This is a genomic window from Halorussus sp. AFM4 (genome assembly GCF_051194995.1).
Lineage (GTDB): Archaea > Halobacteriota > Halobacteria > Halobacteriales > Haladaptataceae > Halorussus.
The window spans coordinates 899,020-916,489 of record NZ_JBNTJT010000001.1 but is presented as its reverse complement, the minus strand read 5'-3'; the positions used below and the strand labels follow the sequence as shown (position 1 = coordinate 916,489).

The window sequence follows — 17,470 nt, the reverse complement described above, 5'->3', positions numbered from 1 at the left end:
GGCCCGGCCGAGCGTCGCAACCCCGGGAGTGGGTCGGAACCCCGGCGGACGTCGATCCGCCCCGTCGCTTAAGTCGGATTCGACCGAGACTCCGGTATGCGACAGGCCGGGACCGAGCTACCGTCCGAGGACGTCCCCGACGACGAGTACGAGTTCCGGCTCCCCGCCGAGTCCTCGCTCGGTCGCTGGGTCGTGTTCGACGCCGACAGGCTGGTGCTGGCCTCGCTGGTCGTCGCCGGGGTCTTCGTCTGGTTCGTCGGGCTCGCCCGGGCCGGGGTCATCGTCGTCACCAACGAGGACTCCTCGGTCCTGCTGTTGAGCGTCTTCGTCGCCGGTAACTTCACCCTCATCTCCATCGTCATCACCATCAACCAGCTGGTGCTCTCCCGGGAGTTCGGCAAGCCCCACACGCTCCGCGAGCGCAACGAGGGCATCAAGCAGTTCCGGCGCGACCTCGAGTCGATGGTCGGCGTGCGCGTCGGCCCCTCGGACCCGCTCGAGCTCCTCCGGGTGGTCGTCCAGACCATCGACGACCGCGCGACCGCCGTCGAGGAGGCGGTGGACCACACGGACGACCGGGCCCTCCGGCGGGAACTCGCACAGTTCGCGCGGTCCGTGGACGAGGAGACCGAGTCGGTGGACGCGGCGCTCGCGGAGTCACAGATGGGCGACTTCGACGTGCTCGTCGCGATGCTGTTCTACCGCTCGGCGTGGCAGCTCAACGCGACCCGCCGGCTGCGCAACCAGTACGCCGCGACGCTCTCCGACGAGACCGTCCGGGCGCTCGACGACATCGAGGAGCTGCTGCGGGGGTTCAACATCGCCCGCCAGTACATCCAGACCCTCTACATGCAGAAGGAGCTCGCCGAGCTCTCGCGGCTGCTGCTCTACGTCGGGGTCCCCTCGCTGGCGGTGACCTCCGCGGCGATGCTGGTCTACACGGTGGGCCAGGGCGTGACCGTCGCCGCGGGCGCGATGCCGGTCCTCTACGGCGCGGTCGGCGCCGTCGCGTTCGCCCCCATCGCCCTGCTGCTGTCGTACGTCATCCGGGTCTCGACCATCGTCAGCCGGATGCCCCTCCTGAGTCCGTTCGTCACCGACGGGTAGGCGAGTTCTCGACTCGTCGGCGTCCCCCGATAATCTACCCGGCGCGCGCTGGCGCGGTCCTCGTGACCGTGCCAGGCGTGCGATGGACGAGCATCGCAGGGAGGAGCGAAGCGACCGAGACGCGCAGGCGGCTGGGGAGGCGTGAGGCCCTCGCAGTGCGGTACATATGTGACGGCAGCTAACTGCTACGTCTCCCTTACACTCCCGTTCTCTCAGCCGATTTCGCCCTTCGTTCCGACTCTCGCTCCGACCACGAAACCCCGTCCCCGAATCCGCTACCTTTTTGCTCCGGTGCTGACCACCCCGCAACGACCGATGGTCGCCGAGCAACTCGACGCGCCCGACCCCGACGCCCTCGTCGCCGAGGCAAAGGCGGCGTTTCGGGACGGCGCGATGCTGACCGTGCAGGCCCGCTGCGAGGTGGAGTACGACGGCCGGACCTCGGGCTACCTCGGCCCGGGCGACCGCGTGCTGGTCGCCAAGCCCGACGGGACGTTCCTGGTCCACCAGCCGACCGGCCACAGGCCCGTCAACTGGATGCCCGGCGGCGGCAGCGTCTCCGCCCGCACCAGCGACGGCGAGGCGGTCCTGCTCGCCCGCCGGACCAACCCCAGCGAGCGCGTCGAGGCGCGGATTCTGGACGCCTACGGCCTCACCCGCTTCGACGCCACCGACGGCGCGACCTACGAGGAATCCGGTACGGAGGCCGAGATGCACGAGTACATCGAGGCCAACCCCGAGGTGTTAGAGGAGGGGCTGCGCATCGTCGAGCACGAGCGCGAGAGCAAGTACGGGTTCATCGACTTCTTCGCGCGCGACGCCGAGGGAACCCCGGTCGTCGTGGAGGTCAAGCGCATCCAGGCGACCCTGAACCACTTCGACCAGCTCCAGCGGTACGTCTCGCTGTACGAAGAGCGCGAGGCTTCGCCTCGGGAAGGCGGTGTAACCGCCGGGAACGACGAGGTGCGGGGGATGCTCGTCGCGCCCTCGGCCTCCGAGCGCGTCGAGCGGGCGCTCCGGGACAACGGGCTGGAGTTCGTGGAGCTCGCGCAGTTCGACACCGACGCGAAGGGCGCGACCGAGGCGAAGCTGACCGACTTCTGAGGGTCAGCCGCCCGAAATACCGGCCGTGAGTCGGTCGGGAGCCGCCCGGGTCAGTCGCCGCGGGCCGCGGTTTCGGACTCGGCCTCGAAGTCGCGCTCGCTCATCTCCTCGACCGAGAGGTGACACGAGATCTCGTGGCCGGTCCCGGCCTGTTTCTCCTCCAGCGCCGGGACCTCCCGCTCGCACACCTCGCCGATCTTCTTCGGGCAGCGGGTGTGGAACCGACAGCCCGACGGCGGGTCGATGGGGCTCGGCACCGACCCCTCCAGCAGGATGCGGTCGGTCTCCCGGTCGGGGTCGGCGTGGGGCACCGCCGACAGCAGGCTCTCGGTGTAGGGGTGGTACGGCGGGCCGAACACCTGCTCGACCGTGCCGATCTCGGCGATGGTGCCCAGGTACATCACCGCCACGCGGTCGCAGATGTGGCGGACCACGCCGATGTTGTGCGAGATGAACAGGAACGAGATGCCCCGCTCGGCCTGGATGTCGTTGAGCAGGTTGAGGATCTGGGCCTGGACCGAGACGTCGAGCGCGGAGACCGGCTCGTCGCAGACGATGAGCTTCGGCTCGACCGCCAGCGCGTGGGCGATGGCGACCCGCTGCTGCTGGCCGCCCGAGAACTCGTGGGGGTACCGCTGGGCCGCGTCCCGGGAGAGGCCGACCCGCTCCAGCAGGTCCCGCACCCGCTCGTCCTTCTCCTCGCCGGTGGCGATGCCGTGCTTCTCCATCGCCCGGCCGACGATCTGGCCGACGGTCTTGCGGGGGTTGAGCGAGCTCTGGGGGTCCTGGAACACCATCTGCATCTCCCGGCGGAGGCTCCGGACGTCCGAGCTCCCCATCTCGTGGACCGGCTCGCCCTCGAAGTAGACCTCGCCGTCGGTGGGTTCGAGCAGGTTGAGCGCGGTCCGGGCGACCGTCGATTTCCCGCAGCCGGACTCGCCGACCAGCCCGAGCGTCTCGCCCTCGTAGATGTCGAAGCTCACGCCGTCGACCGCCCTGACGTACTCGCGCTCGACCGACGGCAGCCCGCCGTCGAACGAGAGGCTGAGGTTGCCGAGCACCCCGTCGCCCGCGCTGAAGTGCTTCTTCAGGTCCCGGACCTCGAAGAGGGGCTCGCCGCTGCGGTCGACGTCCGCCCGGCCCTCGCCGGCCTCGCGGACGTCGCTCTCCGAGAGGTCGAGCTCCGCGGCGTGGACGCACGCGGCCCGCGAGTTCGTCCCGGGGACCGGTTCGAGCTCCGGGTCCCCGCCGGTGCGACACGCCTCGGTCGCGTGGGGACACCGCGGCGCGAAGTTACAGCCCTCGGGGAGGTCGGTCAGGTCGGGCATCGCACCGTCGAGGGTCGGCAGCTCGTCGTAGTCGGCGTCGACCTCCGGGATCGAGTCGATGAGCGCCCGGGTGTAGGGGTGCTGGGGGTCGGCGAACAGGTCGTCGAGCTCGGCGGTCTCGACCAGGTTGCCCGCGTACATCACGCCGACGTGGTCGCAGGTCTGGGCCACCACGCCGAGGTTGTGGGTGATGATCAGCACCGCCATCCCCATCTCCTCCTGGAGCTCGTTCAGGAGGTCGAGGATCTTGGCCTGGGTCGTCACGTCGAGCGCGGTGGTGGGCTCGTCGGCGATGATGAGGTCGGGCTCGCACGACAGCCCGATGGCAAGCAGCACGCGCTGGCGCATCCCGCCCGAGAACTCGTGGGGGTAGTCGTCGATGCGCGACTCGGCGTCGGGGATGCCGACCTCCCGCATCGCCTCGATGGCCCGCTTCCGGGCCTGCTCCTCACCGAGCCCCTGGTGGTGCTGGATGGTCTCGACGATCTGGGAACCCACCGTCAGCACGGGGTTGAGCGAGGACATCGGGTCCTGGGGGATGAGCGCGATGTCCTTGCCCCGGACGCCCTGCATCTCGGCCTCGGTCAGCTCCAGCAGGTCCCGGCCCTCGAACAGCACCCGCCCGCCGGTGATCTCGCCGGGCGAGTCGATGAGCCGCATGATGGAGCGGGCGGTGACGCTCTTGCCGGCCCCCGACTCGCCGACGATGCCCATCGTCTCGCCGCGGTCGAGCGCGAACGAGACGTCGTTCGCGGCGACGACCGTCCCCTCGCCGGTCCGGAACTCCGTGCGGAGGTTCCGGACGTCGAGCAGGCGGTCGTCCCCGTCGGCGGCCGAGGCGACCGCGGCCGAGTCCTGGTCGGTCGGTGCGTCCCGGTCGGTCGGCGTGTGCGTGCTCATGAGTTCGCCCTCCGCGATTCGCTCGTCAGTCTACTTGCTCTCGTCGCGTTTCCGTTCATCGTTCCTCCGTGTCGACCTTCGGGTCGAGGACGTCCCGCAGGCCGTCGCCGAGCATGTTGAACCCGATGACGGTGATGCCGATGGCCAGGCCGGGAAAGACGATCATCCACGGGGCGGTCTCGATGAACCCGCGGCCCGTGTCGATGATGAGCCCCCACGACGGCGTCGGTGGCTGTGCGCCCAGCCCGAGGAACGAGAGGCTCGCCTCGGCCAGGATGGCGAACGAGATGTTGAGCGACCCCTGGACCAGCAGCGGCGCGGCGCAGTTGGGCAGCACCTCGCCGAAGACGATCCGGGTGTCGGACTCGCCGCGGGCGACCGCGGCCTCGACGTACGCCTCGTTGCGCTCGGTCAGCGCCGCGCTCCGGGCGACCCTGGCGATGTACGGCGTGTAGACGAACGCCAGCGCCAGGATGACGTTCCGGAGCTCCGGGCCGAGCACCACCATCAGGGTCAGCGCCAGCAGCACCGGCGGGAACGCCATCGCGGCGTCCATCACGCGCATCAGGACCTCGTCGGTGAGGCCGCCGAAGTAGCCCGCGACCACCCCGATGAGCGTCCCGACCGCCAGCGCCGCCCCGATGGCGCCGAAGCCGACGTACAGCGAGATGCGGCTCCCCATCACGACCCGGCTGAAGATGTCGCGGCCGAGCTCGTCGGTCCCGAACGGGTGTTCGAGCGACGGCGCCTCGGTCCGCTCGCTGATGTCGGTCGTCGAGATGGAGTACGGCGCGATGACCGGGGCGAAGATCGCGACCAGCACCAGCGTCACCACGATGACGAGCCCGACCATCGCCTTGGTGTTGTTCCGGAACTTCCGGACGAACGTCGAGATGCGCTCGCGCCGGGCGTCGGAGATCGACAGCCGGGCGCGGAGCGCGTTCCCGGGTTCGGCCGACATCACTCCTCACCCCCGTAGCGGATGCGCGGGTCGAAGTAGGCGTACAGCAGGTCGGCGGCGAAGTTCGAGGCCATGTATATCAGCGCGACGACGATGATGCACCCCTGTATCAGGGGGATGTCGCGGCTCTGGATGGCGGTCAGCGTGAGCTGGCCGATGCCCGGCCAGTAGAACACCTTCTCGAGGACGACGACCCCGCCGAAGGCGTAGCTGAACTGGAACGCGACGACCGTGATGACCGGGATGATGGCGTTGCGCAGCGCGTGGCGCAGCACCACGACCCGCTGGGTCATCCCCTTCGCGCGGGCCAGCTTGACGTACTCCTCGCTGAGCACCTCGAGCATCGACGACCGGGTCATCCGCATGATGTACGCCGTCAGCGCGAACCCCATCGACGCCGCCGGCAGTACGAGGTGCTTCAGCGCGCCGACCGGCGACTTTATCGGCGAGACGTAGCCGCCGGTCGGCAGGAGGTCGAGCCAGACCGCGAACACCAGGATCGACACCAGCCCCCAGAGGAAGATGGGCAGCGAGATGCCGACGAACGCGAACAGCGAGGTGGCCACGTCCGCGGGCTCGTTCTGGTGGACCGCCGAGTAGACCCCGAGCGGGATCGACAGCGAGACCGCGACGAACGTGGCGGCGAACGCCAGCAGCAGCGACCGGGGGAGCTTCTCCATGATGAGCGAGACGACCGGCTCCTCGTACCGGAGCGACGTGCCCATGTCGCCCTGGAGCAGTCCGAGGACCCAGTCGACGTACTGGAGGTAGAGCGGTTGATTGAGACCCATCTGTGCTTTCAGCGCCTGTATCGACTCGGGGGAGGCGTTCGGTCCGAGGATGAGCAGCGCGACGTTCCCGGGGAGGATGTTGGTGACCCCGAACGCGATGACCGTCACGAGGAACAGCGTCACCGCCATGAACGCCACCCGCCGAGCCACGTAGTTGTACATCGACATTGGTAGGAGAGAGACCGGCGGCCGTCAGTTCTCGAGCCAGTTGTTCTGGAAGCGCAGCGTCGAGCCGTCGGGCGCGCCGATGTCGCCCTTGTACTGGTTCTTGGCGCCGAAGAGGTTGGCCTGCCACCAGAGGAAGAGGTGGCCGGCCCGCTCGCGGTGGAGGATCTCGGTCGCCTTGTGGTACTTCTCGGCGCGCTTCTGCTGGTCGTACATGTGGCGGGCCTCCTCGACCAGCTTGTTGTACTCGTCGTTCGTCCAGCCCGTGAAGAAGAACGCGCCCTCCGGGTGGAGGAACTTGTAGAACGAGACGTCCGGGTACCACAGCGCGAGGTACGAGCTCGTGGTCGCCTGGAAGTTCTGCTTGGAGTAGACGTCCGAGAGCCAGCTGTTCCAGGTGATCTTCTGGATGTCGAGCTGGATGCCCACGTCGCTGGCCTGGTCGGAGATGACCTTCGCGGCCTGGACCTGCGCCGGGTACGACTGGGGGATCTTGAACGTCGCCTTGTAGCCGTCCGGCTTGCCGGCCTTCTTCAGGTGCTGCTTGGCCTTCTGCTTGTTCCGCGGCCGGGGCTGGACGTCCTTGTTGACCCACGGACTGCCGGGGGTCGCGGGCGTCGCCGTGGTCTGGCCGGTGCCGTACAGCGCCGCCTGCATGATCTTCTGCTTGTCGAGCGCGAAGTCGAGCGCCAGCCGGGCGTGCTTGTCGTCGAACGGCTTCCGGTTGCAGTTCATCCCGAGGTAGACCAGCGACTTCGGGAACTGCTTCTCGAACCGAGCGTTCGGCATGTTCTTGACCGTGTTGACGTCCTTGGGCGCGACGCCGTTGATGAAGTCGTAGTCGCCCGCCTGGAACGACTGGAGCCGGACGCTCGGGTCGGTGATCTCGCTCTTGACGATCTTGTCGAGGTAGGGGCCGCCGTCGCCGGCGTCCCAGTAGTCCTCGAACTTCGTCATCGTGAACGACGACTCGATCTCGCGGCTCTCGAACCGGTACGGACCGGTGCCGACGGGCTCGCCGATCTTCTTCTTCTGGGCCTCCTTCTTCGGCATGATGGCGAGCTCAGCGGTCGCCATCTTGGCGATGAACGGCGCGAACGGCTCCTTGAGCTTGATCTCGAACTTGTACTTGCCGGGCGCCGTCATGTTCTCGACGAACTTGAAGAACCCGCTGGCGAGGTAGTCGCCGTTCGCGACGCGCTGGTAGCTCGCCATCACGTCTTCGGCGGTCATCTCGGTGCCGTCGTGGAACTTCACGCCCTGGTGGAGCTCCATCGACAGCAGCGTGTTGTTCTCCTGCTTCTTCAGCGTCTTCGCGAGGTGGGGCTTCAGCGAGTAGTCGGGCTGGAGCTGGACCAGCTCCTCGTAGATGTTCTCGAGGACCCGCTTGGACGCCGCCGAGCTGTCGAGGTGCGGGTCGAGGCCCTGGACCGGGACCGCCCCGCCCCACTGGAGCGTCCCGCCGGACTTGGGCGACCCGCCGCTGCCGTCGGACTGGGAGCTCGCGTCGCCCCCGCTCGCGGCGGTGGAACTGTTCTTGCTCCCCTCCGAGTCGCCGCCGCTCGTACACCCGGCGAGCGCCAGCGGCACCGACGCCCCGACCGCGCCGACGAACTGCCGCCGACCGAGCGGCACCCCGGAGTCGCTCCCGTCGCTTTCATTGCTATCTCTTGGCATAGACAGTGGTTCAGGGTTGTGCGTCATAAAACTTCTGGAACTCAACTTATTCTCCAGTTAATCCTTCGTCTTTTCCTGATACCCTATCTCTAGCAAACATTTGTCGAAATGTGAACGGGAGCTCGGCCGGCCGACGCCGGAATCCGACCACGATCTCCGTCGCAGTATATAAACGAGCGACCCGAGTTGATCGAACCCCCCGAATTCGGGGGTCTCGGGCGTTCGTCGAGAATGGAAACCCCGGTAGTGAGAAACAATCAAGTAGCGGTCGGTGAAACTGAGGCGCGTCAACCATGGACGTACGGACGACGCGGCTCCGCGACGACATCGAGGCCAACGCCGAGTTCGGAGCGGTACCGGTCGAGGAGGGCAGGGGACGGACCGTGCTGACGGGCACCGAGGCCGACCGCCGGGCCCGCGAGTACCTGACGGAGCGGCTCCGCGACGCGGGGCTCGACGTGCGGGTCGACGCGGTGGGCAACGTCGTCGGCCGGTGGACGCCCGCGAGCGCCGACCCGGACGCCGCGCCGGTCGCGGCCGGCAGCCACCTCGACTCGGTGCCCGAGGGCGGCATCTTCGACGGTCCGCTCGGCGTCTACGCCGCCCTCGAAGCGGTCCGGGCCATGCGGGACGCGGGCGTCGAGCCCGCCCGGCCGGTCGAGGTCGTCTCGTTCACCGAGGAGGAGGGCCAGCGGTTCGACGGCGGCCTCGTCGGGTCGAGCGTGGCGGCGGGCGACCTGGCCGTCGAGGAGGCGCTCGCCATCGAGGACGACGACGGCGTCACCCTCGAGACCGCGCTCGACGGCATCGACGCCCGGGGCGAGGGCCGGGTCGACGCCGGCGACTGGCGCGCCTGGTTCGAGCTCCACGTCGAGCAGGCCGAGCGACTCGAACGGGCGGGGGCGCCGGCGGGCGTCGTGACCACCATCACCGGCCTCTCGCGGTGCGACGTCGAGATCCGGGGCGAGGCCAACCACGCCGGGTCGACCGCGATGGACGAGCGCTGCGACTCGCTGGCGGCCGCCAGCGAGTTCGTGCTCGACGTGGAGTCGGCCGCGAACGACGTCGTCGCCGAGGAGAGCGACACCGCGGTCGCCACCGTCGGCAAGCTCGACGTCCGGCCGAACGCGCCCAACGTCATCGCCGACGCGGTCGAACTGACCGTCGACGTGCGGGACGTGCGCCACGCGTCGGTCGACCGCATCGTCGACGAGGCCCGCGACAGCCTCGCCCGGCTCGAGGCCGAGCGCGGCGTCGAGACGAGCCTCGACCGGCCGTGGGACCGCGAACCCGCGCCGATGAGCGAGCGCTGCCGCGACGCGCTCCACGAGGCGGGCGCGGCGGCGGGCATCGAGACGCTCGACCTCCACTCCGGGGCGGCCCACGACACGATGCACGTCGCGAACGTCACCGACGCCGCGCTGCTGTTCGCGCCCTCCGAGGACGGCATCTCGCACAACCCCCGGGAGTGGACCGACTGGGAGGACTGCGCGGCCGCGACCCGGGTGCTCGCCGGCGCGATGGCGCGGCTGGCCACCGAGTAGGTCGACTCCGCGCCGCGAACCGGGGTGCGTAGCTGGACGACCTCGCGACTCTCGTTCGGACGGTCGGCCCCGGCCCATCGCGACCGGGCGGTTGCAGGAAATGGAAACGCAACGGCCGTCGCTCGACACCTCTCCGGAATCGCGTCGCAGCCGGACGCGATAGTTGTCCTTCCGGCCGAATTACTGGAAATCGTCGAAACGCCCCCTCCCTCAATGGGGAACTCGGATACCGGCGGACCGCCGGCCATCGGGCTCACGCCGTCGTTCGGCGGGTTCACGATACGAGAACACCTATGAACTTCCAGCGGATACGGACAGCCATGACCGAGGAGAGTTCGGGGGAGTCGCCGCGCATCCTGCAGACGGTCTCGCGCGCGCTCCAGGTCGTCCGCGCGCTGGAGGAGCTCGACGGGGCCACCGTCACGGAGGTCGCGGACCACCTCGACGTCTCCAAGAGCGCGGCGTACAACTACCTCATGACCCTCGAGGACCAGCGGCTCGTGGTCAAGGAGGGCAACACCTACTCGCTGTCGCTCCAGTTCCTGATGCTCGGCGAGTACGTGCGCAACCAGAACACCCTCTACGAGACCGGCAAGGCCGAGATCGAGCGGCTCGCCGAGGAGACCGGCGAGTACGCCCACCTCGCGACCGTCCAGCACGGGCTCAGCGTCAACCTCTACAAGGTGAAGGGCGAGAAGGCGGTCGGGAGCGACTACCAGACGAGCAAGCTCCAGAAGCCCGACTACCTCCACTTCTCGGCGACCGGTAAGTCGATGCTGGCGTTCATGCCCCGCGAGCGCGTCGAGGAGATCATCGACCGCTACGGGCTCGCCCGGAAGACCGAAAACACCATCACCGACCGCGAGGCGCTGTTCGCGGAACTCGACGACGTCCGGGAGCGGGGCTACGCGTACAACGACGAGGAGGAGATCGAGGGGCTGCAGGCCATCGGCGCGCCCATCCGCGACCGGGAGGGCGACGTCCTGGGCGCGCTCAGCGTCTCCGGCCCGCTCCGGCGGATGAACGACCCCGACTACCACGACACCATCGTCGAGAAGGTGACCAACGCCGCCAACGTCATCGAGGTCAACATCAACATGGCCGAGACCGACGACGACCTCCCGGACTTCGCCTGACCCGTCTTCCCGGACTCGCACTGGCCTGTTTGCCCGAACCTCGTCTTGCTCGTTCCTCTAGATTTCGCCTGACTCGCTTCTCGTACGGCGTGTCGACGTCCGGCTTGCGTACGCGGACTCCCCAAGTCACTCGCAGTTCGATCGCGTCAAATGCGAGCCAGCACCGGACGAGCACGCGTAGTGAAATACTTCAACGGCGAGTTGTTAGTGTAGTATAGGGATGAATGCACAAGACTATCTGCGCCGCGGAGGGTCGGCAGGATGAGCGACGACGATTCAGACGGCGCTGCGACACTCGAATCGACGAACCCCCTGGACCCGGACGTGGAGGCGTCCGACGACTCGGCGGCGGCCGCAGATTCGCCGGCCACGGATTCGCCGGCGAACGCGGAGGCGCCGAACCGGGCGGCCGGCGACGACCCGCCGGCCGACCCCGAGGTCGGCCGCGGCCTGCTCGACGCCGAGATGGGGCCGAGCTCGGCGCTGGCCCACCTCTACCGGGGCGAGATCCACCGGATGAAGCTCTGGCGCGAGCGGCTCGACCGGACCACCAACTGGGCGGTCCTCGTGATGGCCGGCGTGCTGACGTGGGCGTTCTCCAGCGCGGGCAACCCCCACTACGTCCTGCTGGTCGGCGCGGCCGCGGTCTGCCTCTTCCTCGTCGTCGAGGCCCGGCGCTACCGGGCCTACGACGTGTGGCGCTCGCGGGTCCGGACGCTCCAGGAGAACGTCTGGGCCTACGGGCTCGACCCCTCGACGGGGCCGGTCGACGGGGACTGGCGGGCCGACCTCGCCGACGACTACCGGACGCCCACCATCAAGATCACCGCCGAGGAGGCGCTGGCCCACCGGCTCCGCCGGGTGTACCTCCCGCTGTTCACGGTGCTGCTCGCGGCGTGGGTCATCCGGGTCCTCGCGTTCGACCCGCTGGCGTGGCCGGCGAGCGCCGCCATCGGCGAGATCCCGGGCGTCGCGGTGACCGCGGTGGTGGTCGCGGGGTACCTCGTCGCGCTCGCGGTCGCGCTCCGGCCCCGGACCTGGCACGCCCGCGACGAGCTCCGGACCGAGGACCTCCGGCGGTCGCGGTGACCTCCGGCCGGCGGTCGCGGTCGTTCGGCCCGCCGGGTCGACGCCCGGCCCAGTACCGGCAGCGGCTACCGCGCATCAACGCCCTTTTCGCTCCGACTTCCCTACGATTCGCCGATGACCGCCGCCATCGAAGTCGAGGACCTCCGGAAGCGCTACGACGGGGTCCAGGCGCTGGACGGAGTGTCGCTGTCGGTGCCCGAGGGGAGCTTCTTCGGGCTGCTGGGGCCGAACGGGGCCGGCAAGACCACGTTCATCAACATCCTCGTGGGGCTGGTCCGGCGGACCGGCGGCCGGGCCGAGGTGTTCGGCCACGACGTCGAGGCCGACTACCGCGAGGCCCGCGACGCCATCGGGCTCGCGCCCCAGGAGTTCAACGTCGACCACTTCTTCCCCATCCGGGAGGTGCTGGAGCACAAGGCCGGCTACCACGGCATCCCGGCCGACGAGGCCCGCGAGCACGCCGACGAGGTGCTGCGGAAGGTCGGCATCTACGAGAAGCGCGACACCCGGTTCAACTGGCTGTCGGGCGGGATGAAGCGCCGGTTCATGCTGGCGCGGGCGCTCATCACCGACCCCGACCTCCTCATCCTCGACGAGCCCACCGCGGGCGTCGACGTCCAGCTCCGCCACGACCTCTGGGACCTCATCACCGAGCTCAACGAGTCGGGCACCACCATCCTGCTCACCACCCACTACATCGAGGAGGCCGAGCGGCTCTGCGACGAGGTGGCCATCCTCGACTCGGGCGACCTGCTCACGGTGGCGACCCCCGAGGAGCTGATGGACCGCGGGCCGGACAAGATCCGGGTCACGCTCCGGGACGCGCCCGCGACCGTGCCCGACCTGCCGACGCTGTCGGCCGGCGAGCGCGAGGGCCGGGTCGAGCGCGTCGAGCTCGACGGCGACCAGCTGGTCGTCACCGCCACGCAGGGCGGGCTGGTCGCGCCCGACCTGGTGCGGGCGCTCGACCGCGCCGGCCACGAGATCGTCGACTTCGACATCTCCCGGACCTCGCTCGAGGAGGTGTTCGTCGACATGACCCGCGAGGGCGGCAGCGGGCAGTCGACCGAGGCGGTGCCGGCGACCGACGGGGGTGAGCGACAGTGAGCCTCGCCTCCGGTCTCACCGGCTTCAAGACCCTCGTCCGGCGCGAGATCCTGCGGTTCCTCCGGCGGCCCCGCAACACCTTCGTCCCGCCGTTCGTCACCAACGTGCTGTACTTCTCGGTGTTCGGGGTCATCCTCGGCGACCGCGTGGGCGGCGTGTCGCTGGGCGGCGACCCCATCCCGTACATCCTGTTCATCCTGCCCGGCCTGGTCGTGCTGGGCGCCATCTCCAACGCCTTCGAGAACGCCTCGTTCTCCATCTTCCACGGGCGCTGGAACGACTACATCGAGGAGACGCTGACCTCGCCGATGTCCTACTCCCGGATGGTCGTCGCCTACATCGTCGCGGGCGCGACCCGGGGCGTGCTCGTCGGGAGCCTCATCGCGGTCATCGGCGCGTTCTTCACCCCTGTCGGGGTCGCCAGACCCCTCTACCTGGTCGCGTTCGCGCTGGTCATCACGCTGCTGTTCTCGAGCTTCGGCGTGGTCGGCGGGCTGTGGGCCGACGACTGGGACAACCTCACGATGATGAACCAGTTCATCGTCCGCCCGCTGGTGTTCTTCGGCGGGGTGTTCTACGCGGTCCGCGAGCTCCCCTCGCCGTACCAGGAGCTGTCGATGCTGAACCCGATGGTGTACATGGTCAACGGCGTCCGGTACGGCTTCCTCGGCGTCTCGGAGGTCGACCCCGAGTGGTCGCTGGCGGTGCTCTCGGCGCTGACCGCGGCGATCCTCGCGCTCGACGTCGCGCTGTTCAAGCGCGGCTACGGGCTGACCGACTGACGGTAGGCAGCGATTTAGAGGAGGGCTGCCGGGAGACGTCTCAACTTCTCCTGGGCCCAGATCGGTCCGGGCGGCCGGTTCGGAGGCGCCGCGCGGTCAGGGGAGGTAGGTCCGCTTGCAGGACTGACAGACCCGGATGCCGTACTCCCTCTGCGTTACCGTCGTCGACTCGCACAGTTCGCACTCGGCGTCGGTGGTGGTGCTGTTCTCGTTCTGCAGGAGGTCGTCGACGATCGAGTTCCGTCCGACGTGCGACCGCTTCTCAGAGGTGTCTTGTCCGAGCACGTGGTCACCTAGCCGACTGACACCGAAGAATGGAACGGCCGAATGTCGGGGACGGCGGGCGGATTGGTGGGGTGTGTGAACGCGTGGAGGGGCTACTCCTCCCAGGGCTCGCCGCCCTGCTGGTCGCCGAACAGCTCGCGCATCAGCGTCACGATGCTCTCGGGCGGGAACTGGCCGCGCTCGGTCACGATGGCGTCGACGTACCGCGGCGGGGTGACGTCGAACGCGGGGTTCTCGACGGTCAGCCCGTCGGCGTCGGCGTCGCCGTTGATCTCGGCCTCCTCCTCGGCGGTCAGCACCTCGCGCTCGTCGCGCATCTCGATCTCGACGGTGTGGCCGGTCATCGTGTCGGGGTGGAGCTTCAGGGTCTGGGCCGCGACCATGATTGGGACGCCGCGCTCGCGGGCGTTGACGGCCATCCCCGAGGTGCCGACCTTGTTGATGACCGAGCCGTCGGCCGCGATGGAGTCGGCCCCGACCAGCACGTGGTCGGCGTCGTCGAGGTACCGCCGGGCCGCGTTGTCCACGACCAGCGTCACGGGCACGTCCCACTCCCGGAGCTGGCGGGCGGTGATGTGGCCCTGCTTGCGCGGCCGGGTCTCCTTGACGATGGCCGAGATCTCCTTGCCCTGGTCGAGGGCCTGCTCGACGCAGGAGAGCGCGTCGGTCGAGTGGCAGTGGGTCATCACGGTGTCGCCGTCCCGCAGGCGGTTCGCGCCGATGCGCCCGAGGTTGGCCTGGGCCTGGTCGAGCTCCCGGCGGAACTCCGCGGCGCTCTCGACGACGCTCTCGCGGAGCTCGTCGACCGTGGTCCCTTCCATCCCGCGGAGGACGTACCGCAGCGCGTTCGGCAGGCTGACGGCGGTCGGTCTGGTCTCCCGGAGGCGGCGGGCGGCCGCCCGCATCTGCGCCCGGAACGCCTCGGGGTCGGCGGCGGCGCTGTCCTCGGCCTGGGCGGCGAGGGCCGCGGCCGCGGCGTCGGCGATGGTCGCCGCGCCCCGGATCTCCATGCTGGCGATGTCGGCGGCCGCCTCCTCGACGCTCTCGTGCAGGTCGGGGTCGGTCCGGCTCATTGCCGCGACGTACGGGCCAGGGCGGCAAAAGCGAACGGGTCCCCGCGACGGTCGTCGGCCGACGCGCCCCGTCGCTCGCCGAGACGGGTCGACCGAGACGGGTCGACCGAGACGGGTCGACCGAGCCCGGCTACGCGGGCGTCAGCTCGCCCGGTCGGGCAGGTCGACCTCCTCGGGCGAGGGCATCCAGAAGACGTCCAGCGACACCGCCAGCGTGAACGGCAGCACCCAGACCAGGATGAGGGCGGTCCCCTTGTCCTCGACGCCGCTGCCCCCGAAGCCGATGAACCCCGAGAGCAGGATGGTGGTGGCGAGGTACAGCAGCGGGATGAGCACCGCGGTGTACACCACCGCGCCCCACGTCGTCGAGAGCCGGAGCCGGAAAAAGCGGATGGCGACCGCCGCCAGCACGGTGTTGACGACCATGATGAGCAGGAACCCGAAGACCGTCGCGACTGAGGCCATTGCTACCCGGAGGTTGGGACTCGGCGCTCTTGTGGCTACCGGATGTGTGGAATCGGTGGTTCGGTGTTGATCGACGGCGGCGAAGTGGTGAAGAACGCCCGGAAAGCCCCGTCCGGTTCGCGAGCAGCAACGGAGCGGAGATCGCCCCGAAAGCCCCCGCCCGGTCGCGGTCGCTGGCCGACATATCGGCGCTCTCCGCACAGCCCGCGCCGATAGAGGTCGGCCAGACGACTACAACAAACACGACCGGGCGGCCCCTTTCGTCCACCCCGCAGCACCGCACCGCGAGAGCCTCACCCCTCCCCAGCCTCCTCCATCGTTCGCTTCGCTCACTCAGCCGTCCCTCGCACGCTTGGGGGCCTACGAGGGGCCGCCGTGGGAGCTTCGCTCCCACGAGCCTGCACTCGCTCCGCTCGTGCAGACGCCAGCGCGCGCCGGAGCGGTCTGATTCCCCGAGCGTTACCGACCCAGGTCTTCGTGGGCGCTCGACAGATGCCGGGAGGCCAGCGCCGCGAGCAGCGAGAGCTCGCCGGCGAGCGCGCCCGCGGCGATGATCTCGGCGAGCGCGTCGGCGTTGCTGCCGGCGGGGTCGCCGCCGCCCCGGAGGCCCAGCACGTCCAGCGCCTCCGCCTGGGTCTGGAGCTTCGTGCCGCCGCCGACCGTGCCGACCTCCAGGCTGGCGAGGCTGACGCTGGCGTAGAGCTCGTCTTCCCGGGCCTCGACGGTCGTGATGGCGTTGGCGCCCTCGACGACCTGCGCGGCGTCCTGACCGGTCGCGAGGAAGGCCGCGGCGACCACGTTCGCGGCGTGGGCGTTGAACCCGAGGCTGCCGGCCTTCGCGCTCCCGACGAGGTTCTTGCGGGTGTTTGCCTCCTCGATGGCCGCCGGCGTGGTGTGGAGGCGGTCCCGGACCATCTCGGCGGGGATCGTCACGTCCGCGGTGACGCTGCGGCCCCGGCCCTCCACGGCGTTGATGGCGGCGGGCTTCTTGTCGGTGCAGAGGTTGCCCGACAGCGCCACCAGCGACGCGGGGGTCTCGGCCTCGACCAGGTCGGCCGCCTCGCGGGTCGCGATGGTGGCCATGTTCATCCCCATCGCGTCCTTGGTGTCGTAGACGAACCGGAGGTAGACCGAGTCGCCGACGACGTAGGGCTCGACGTCGAGGAGTTCGCCGTGGCTGGTCGTGGATTCGGCGGCCTCGCGGAGATCGTCGGTGTGGCCGTTCACCCACGAGACGACCTCCTCGGCCTCGGCGATGCCCGCCACCCGGAACACCGGCGCGCGGGTCATCCCCGACTTGGTGACCCGGGCGTCCGCGCCCCCCGCGGAGGTAATTACCGACAGCCCGCGGTTGACGCTCGCGACCAGCGCGCCCTCGGTCGTCGCCAGCGGGAGGTAGTACTCGCCGTCCGCGGCGCCGCCCGAGACCTCGACGGGGCCGGCGACCCCCATAGGAATCTGGGCCGCCCCGACCATGTTCTCGACGTTGGCGTCGGCGGCCTGCTCGGCGTCGATCGCGTGGTCGCCCACGGCGTCGAGGTCGGCGCCCGTCTCAGCTTCCAGCAGGCGGCGCCGGGCCGCCGCTGCGGTCTCGGCGTCGGCGCGCTCGTCCAGTTCGTGCAGTCGCAGTTCGCCCGCCCGGACCGCGTCGGCGAGGGCGGCCGGGTCGGCGGAGCCGGCATCGTCGCTCATGTCCGAACGGTTCGCCGGGCGGCCCCTAACAGTTCCCATTCGGGCCGGTCCGGCGCGCCGGCGGTCCGGACGCGAGTCGCGGCCGTTCCGTTCCGCCACGCCGCGACCACTTTTACTTTCACTGCGCACCTGGCTGAGGTTTATTGCGGTCTCGCCCGTAGCCGTAATCGGCCCCCGAGCTGCCGACGGAGCCGGTGGATGACTCCTGCCCCGACCGTCCGCCTCCGTTCCGGCGCGGCGGCGAGTTCGATTCGGTCTCCAGCC

The 17,470-nt window shown here is 69.6% G+C and carries 15 protein-coding genes; 7 read left to right on the top strand and 8 right to left on the bottom strand.

Features of this window, described 5'->3' with window-relative positions:
- The first annotated feature begins 96 nt into the window (after positions 1 to 96).
- Both ACQUQF_RS04770 and nucS read left to right on the top strand, forming a co-directional pair.
- Positions 97 to 1,107 (top strand): hypothetical protein, encoded by a 1,011-nt coding sequence (locus tag ACQUQF_RS04770; protein ID WP_435176303.1) that lies wholly within the window; start codon positions 97 to 99, stop codon positions 1,105 to 1,107.
- 315 nt (positions 1,108 to 1,422) lie between these two features.
- Complete coding sequence (nucS, locus tag ACQUQF_RS04765) at positions 1,423 to 2,211, top strand: endonuclease NucS (protein WP_435176301.1); 789 nt, start codon at positions 1,423 to 1,425, stop codon at positions 2,209 to 2,211.
- Positions 2,212 to 2,261: 50 nt separating this feature from the next.
- Here the strand turns inward: nucS and ACQUQF_RS04760 are convergent, their stop codons facing one another.
- From ACQUQF_RS04760 to ACQUQF_RS04745, 4 genes are read right to left on the bottom strand one after another with little or no spacing between them, the layout of a single operon-like run.
- Positions 2,262 to 4,439 (bottom strand): dipeptide ABC transporter ATP-binding protein, encoded by a 2,178-nt coding sequence (locus ACQUQF_RS04760; RefSeq protein ID WP_435176299.1) that lies wholly within the window; start codon positions 4,437 to 4,439, stop codon positions 2,262 to 2,264.
- Between the two features lie 55 nt (positions 4,440 to 4,494).
- Positions 4,495 to 5,400 carry an ABC transporter permease gene (locus ACQUQF_RS04755; RefSeq protein WP_435176297.1) on the bottom strand — a complete coding sequence of 302 codons (906 nt, stop codon included), beginning with the start codon at positions 5,398 to 5,400 and terminating at the stop codon, positions 4,495 to 4,497.
- Positions 5,400 to 6,359 (bottom strand): ABC transporter permease, encoded by a 960-nt coding sequence (locus ACQUQF_RS04750; protein ID WP_435176294.1) that lies wholly within the window; start codon positions 6,357 to 6,359, stop codon positions 5,400 to 5,402. Before ACQUQF_RS04750 ends, ACQUQF_RS04755 begins: the two co-directional genes overlap by 1 nt.
- Before the next feature lie 24 nt (positions 6,360 to 6,383).
- A complete protein-coding gene (locus ACQUQF_RS04745) occupies positions 6,384 to 8,033 on the bottom strand; it encodes an ABC transporter substrate-binding protein (protein WP_435176291.1) in 1,650 nt (549 codons plus the stop codon).
- Between the two features lie 293 nt (positions 8,034 to 8,326).
- On the opposite strand from ACQUQF_RS04745, the gene ACQUQF_RS04740 reads away from it, so the two are divergent.
- The 5 genes from ACQUQF_RS04740 to ACQUQF_RS04720 all read left to right on the top strand — a co-directional run bounded on the left by ACQUQF_RS04740 (position 8,327) and on the right by ACQUQF_RS04720 (position 13,691).
- A complete protein-coding gene (locus tag ACQUQF_RS04740) occupies positions 8,327 to 9,577 on the top strand; it encodes a Zn-dependent hydrolase (RefSeq protein WP_435176288.1) in 1,251 nt (416 codons plus the stop codon).
- 320 nt (positions 9,578 to 9,897) lie between these two features.
- A complete protein-coding gene (locus ACQUQF_RS04735; RefSeq protein ID WP_435176285.1) occupies positions 9,898 to 10,713 on the top strand; it encodes an IclR family transcriptional regulator in 816 nt (271 codons plus the stop codon).
- A 261-nt stretch (positions 10,714 to 10,974) separates the two neighbouring features.
- Positions 10,975 to 11,802: a DUF2270 domain-containing protein gene (locus ACQUQF_RS04730; RefSeq protein WP_435176283.1), complete on the top strand. Its 828-nt coding sequence runs from the start codon at positions 10,975 to 10,977 to the stop codon at positions 11,800 to 11,802.
- Between the two features lie 114 nt (positions 11,803 to 11,916).
- The gene (locus tag ACQUQF_RS04725; RefSeq protein ID WP_435176280.1) at positions 11,917 to 12,909 is read left to right on the top strand and encodes an ATP-binding cassette domain-containing protein; all 993 of its coding nucleotides are present in this window, start codon (positions 11,917 to 11,919) and stop codon (positions 12,907 to 12,909) included.
- Positions 12,906 to 13,691 (top strand): ABC transporter permease, encoded by a 786-nt coding sequence (locus ACQUQF_RS04720; RefSeq protein WP_435176277.1) that lies wholly within the window; start codon positions 12,906 to 12,908, stop codon positions 13,689 to 13,691. Before ACQUQF_RS04725 ends, ACQUQF_RS04720 begins: the two co-directional genes overlap by 4 nt.
- A 96-nt stretch (positions 13,692 to 13,787) precedes the next feature.
- Here the strand turns inward: ACQUQF_RS04720 and ACQUQF_RS04715 are convergent, their stop codons facing one another.
- From ACQUQF_RS04715 to hmgA, 4 genes are all read right to left on the bottom strand, one after another.
- Positions 13,788 to 13,976 (bottom strand): hypothetical protein, encoded by a 189-nt coding sequence (locus ACQUQF_RS04715; RefSeq protein ID WP_435176274.1) that lies wholly within the window; start codon positions 13,974 to 13,976, stop codon positions 13,788 to 13,790.
- Between the two features lie 92 nt (positions 13,977 to 14,068).
- Positions 14,069 to 15,049 carry a ribose 1,5-bisphosphate isomerase gene (locus tag ACQUQF_RS04710; protein ID WP_435176271.1) on the bottom strand — a complete coding sequence of 327 codons (981 nt, stop codon included), beginning with the start codon at positions 15,047 to 15,049 and terminating at the stop codon, positions 14,069 to 14,071.
- A 141-nt stretch (positions 15,050 to 15,190) separates the two neighbouring features.
- Positions 15,191 to 15,514, bottom strand: a complete 324-nt coding sequence (locus ACQUQF_RS04705; protein WP_435176269.1) for a hypothetical protein — start codon at positions 15,512 to 15,514, stop codon at positions 15,191 to 15,193.
- 459 nt (positions 15,515 to 15,973) lie between these two features.
- On the bottom strand, positions 15,974 to 17,206 hold the full coding sequence (gene hmgA / locus ACQUQF_RS04700) for a hydroxymethylglutaryl-CoA reductase (NADPH) (protein WP_435176266.1): 1,233 nt from the start codon (positions 17,204 to 17,206) through the stop codon (positions 15,974 to 15,976).
- Positions 17,207 to 17,470 lie beyond the last annotated feature (264 nt).

Coding starts and splice junctions, on each gene's coding strand:
- ACQUQF_RS04770 (WP_435176303.1), top strand. CDS start 97: ATGCGACAGGCCGGGACCGAGCTACCGTCCGAGGACGTCCCCGACGAC.
- nucS (WP_435176301.1), top strand. CDS start 1,423: ATGGTCGCCGAGCAACTCGACGCGCCCGACCCCGACGCCCTCGTCGCC.
- ACQUQF_RS04760 (WP_435176299.1), bottom strand. CDS start 4,439: ATGAGCACGCACACGCCGACCGACCGGGACGCACCGACCGACCAGGAC.
- ACQUQF_RS04755 (WP_435176297.1), bottom strand. CDS start 5,400: ATGTCGGCCGAACCCGGGAACGCGCTCCGCGCCCGGCTGTCGATCTCC.
- ACQUQF_RS04750 (WP_435176294.1), bottom strand. CDS start 6,359: ATGTCGATGTACAACTACGTGGCTCGGCGGGTGGCGTTCATGGCGGTG.
- ACQUQF_RS04745 (WP_435176291.1), bottom strand. CDS start 8,033: ATGCCAAGAGATAGCAATGAAAGCGACGGGAGCGACTCCGGGGTGCCG.
- ACQUQF_RS04740 (WP_435176288.1), top strand. CDS start 8,327: ATGGACGTACGGACGACGCGGCTCCGCGACGACATCGAGGCCAACGCC.
- ACQUQF_RS04735 (WP_435176285.1), top strand. CDS start 9,898: ATGACCGAGGAGAGTTCGGGGGAGTCGCCGCGCATCCTGCAGACGGTC.
- ACQUQF_RS04730 (WP_435176283.1), top strand. CDS start 10,975: ATGAGCGACGACGATTCAGACGGCGCTGCGACACTCGAATCGACGAAC.
- ACQUQF_RS04725 (WP_435176280.1), top strand. CDS start 11,917: ATGACCGCCGCCATCGAAGTCGAGGACCTCCGGAAGCGCTACGACGGG.
- ACQUQF_RS04710 (WP_435176271.1), bottom strand. CDS start 15,049: ATGAGCCGGACCGACCCCGACCTGCACGAGAGCGTCGAGGAGGCGGCC.
- ACQUQF_RS04705 (WP_435176269.1), bottom strand. CDS start 15,514: ATGGCCTCAGTCGCGACGGTCTTCGGGTTCCTGCTCATCATGGTCGTC.
- hmgA (WP_435176266.1), bottom strand. CDS start 17,206: ATGAGCGACGATGCCGGCTCCGCCGACCCGGCCGCCCTCGCCGACGCG.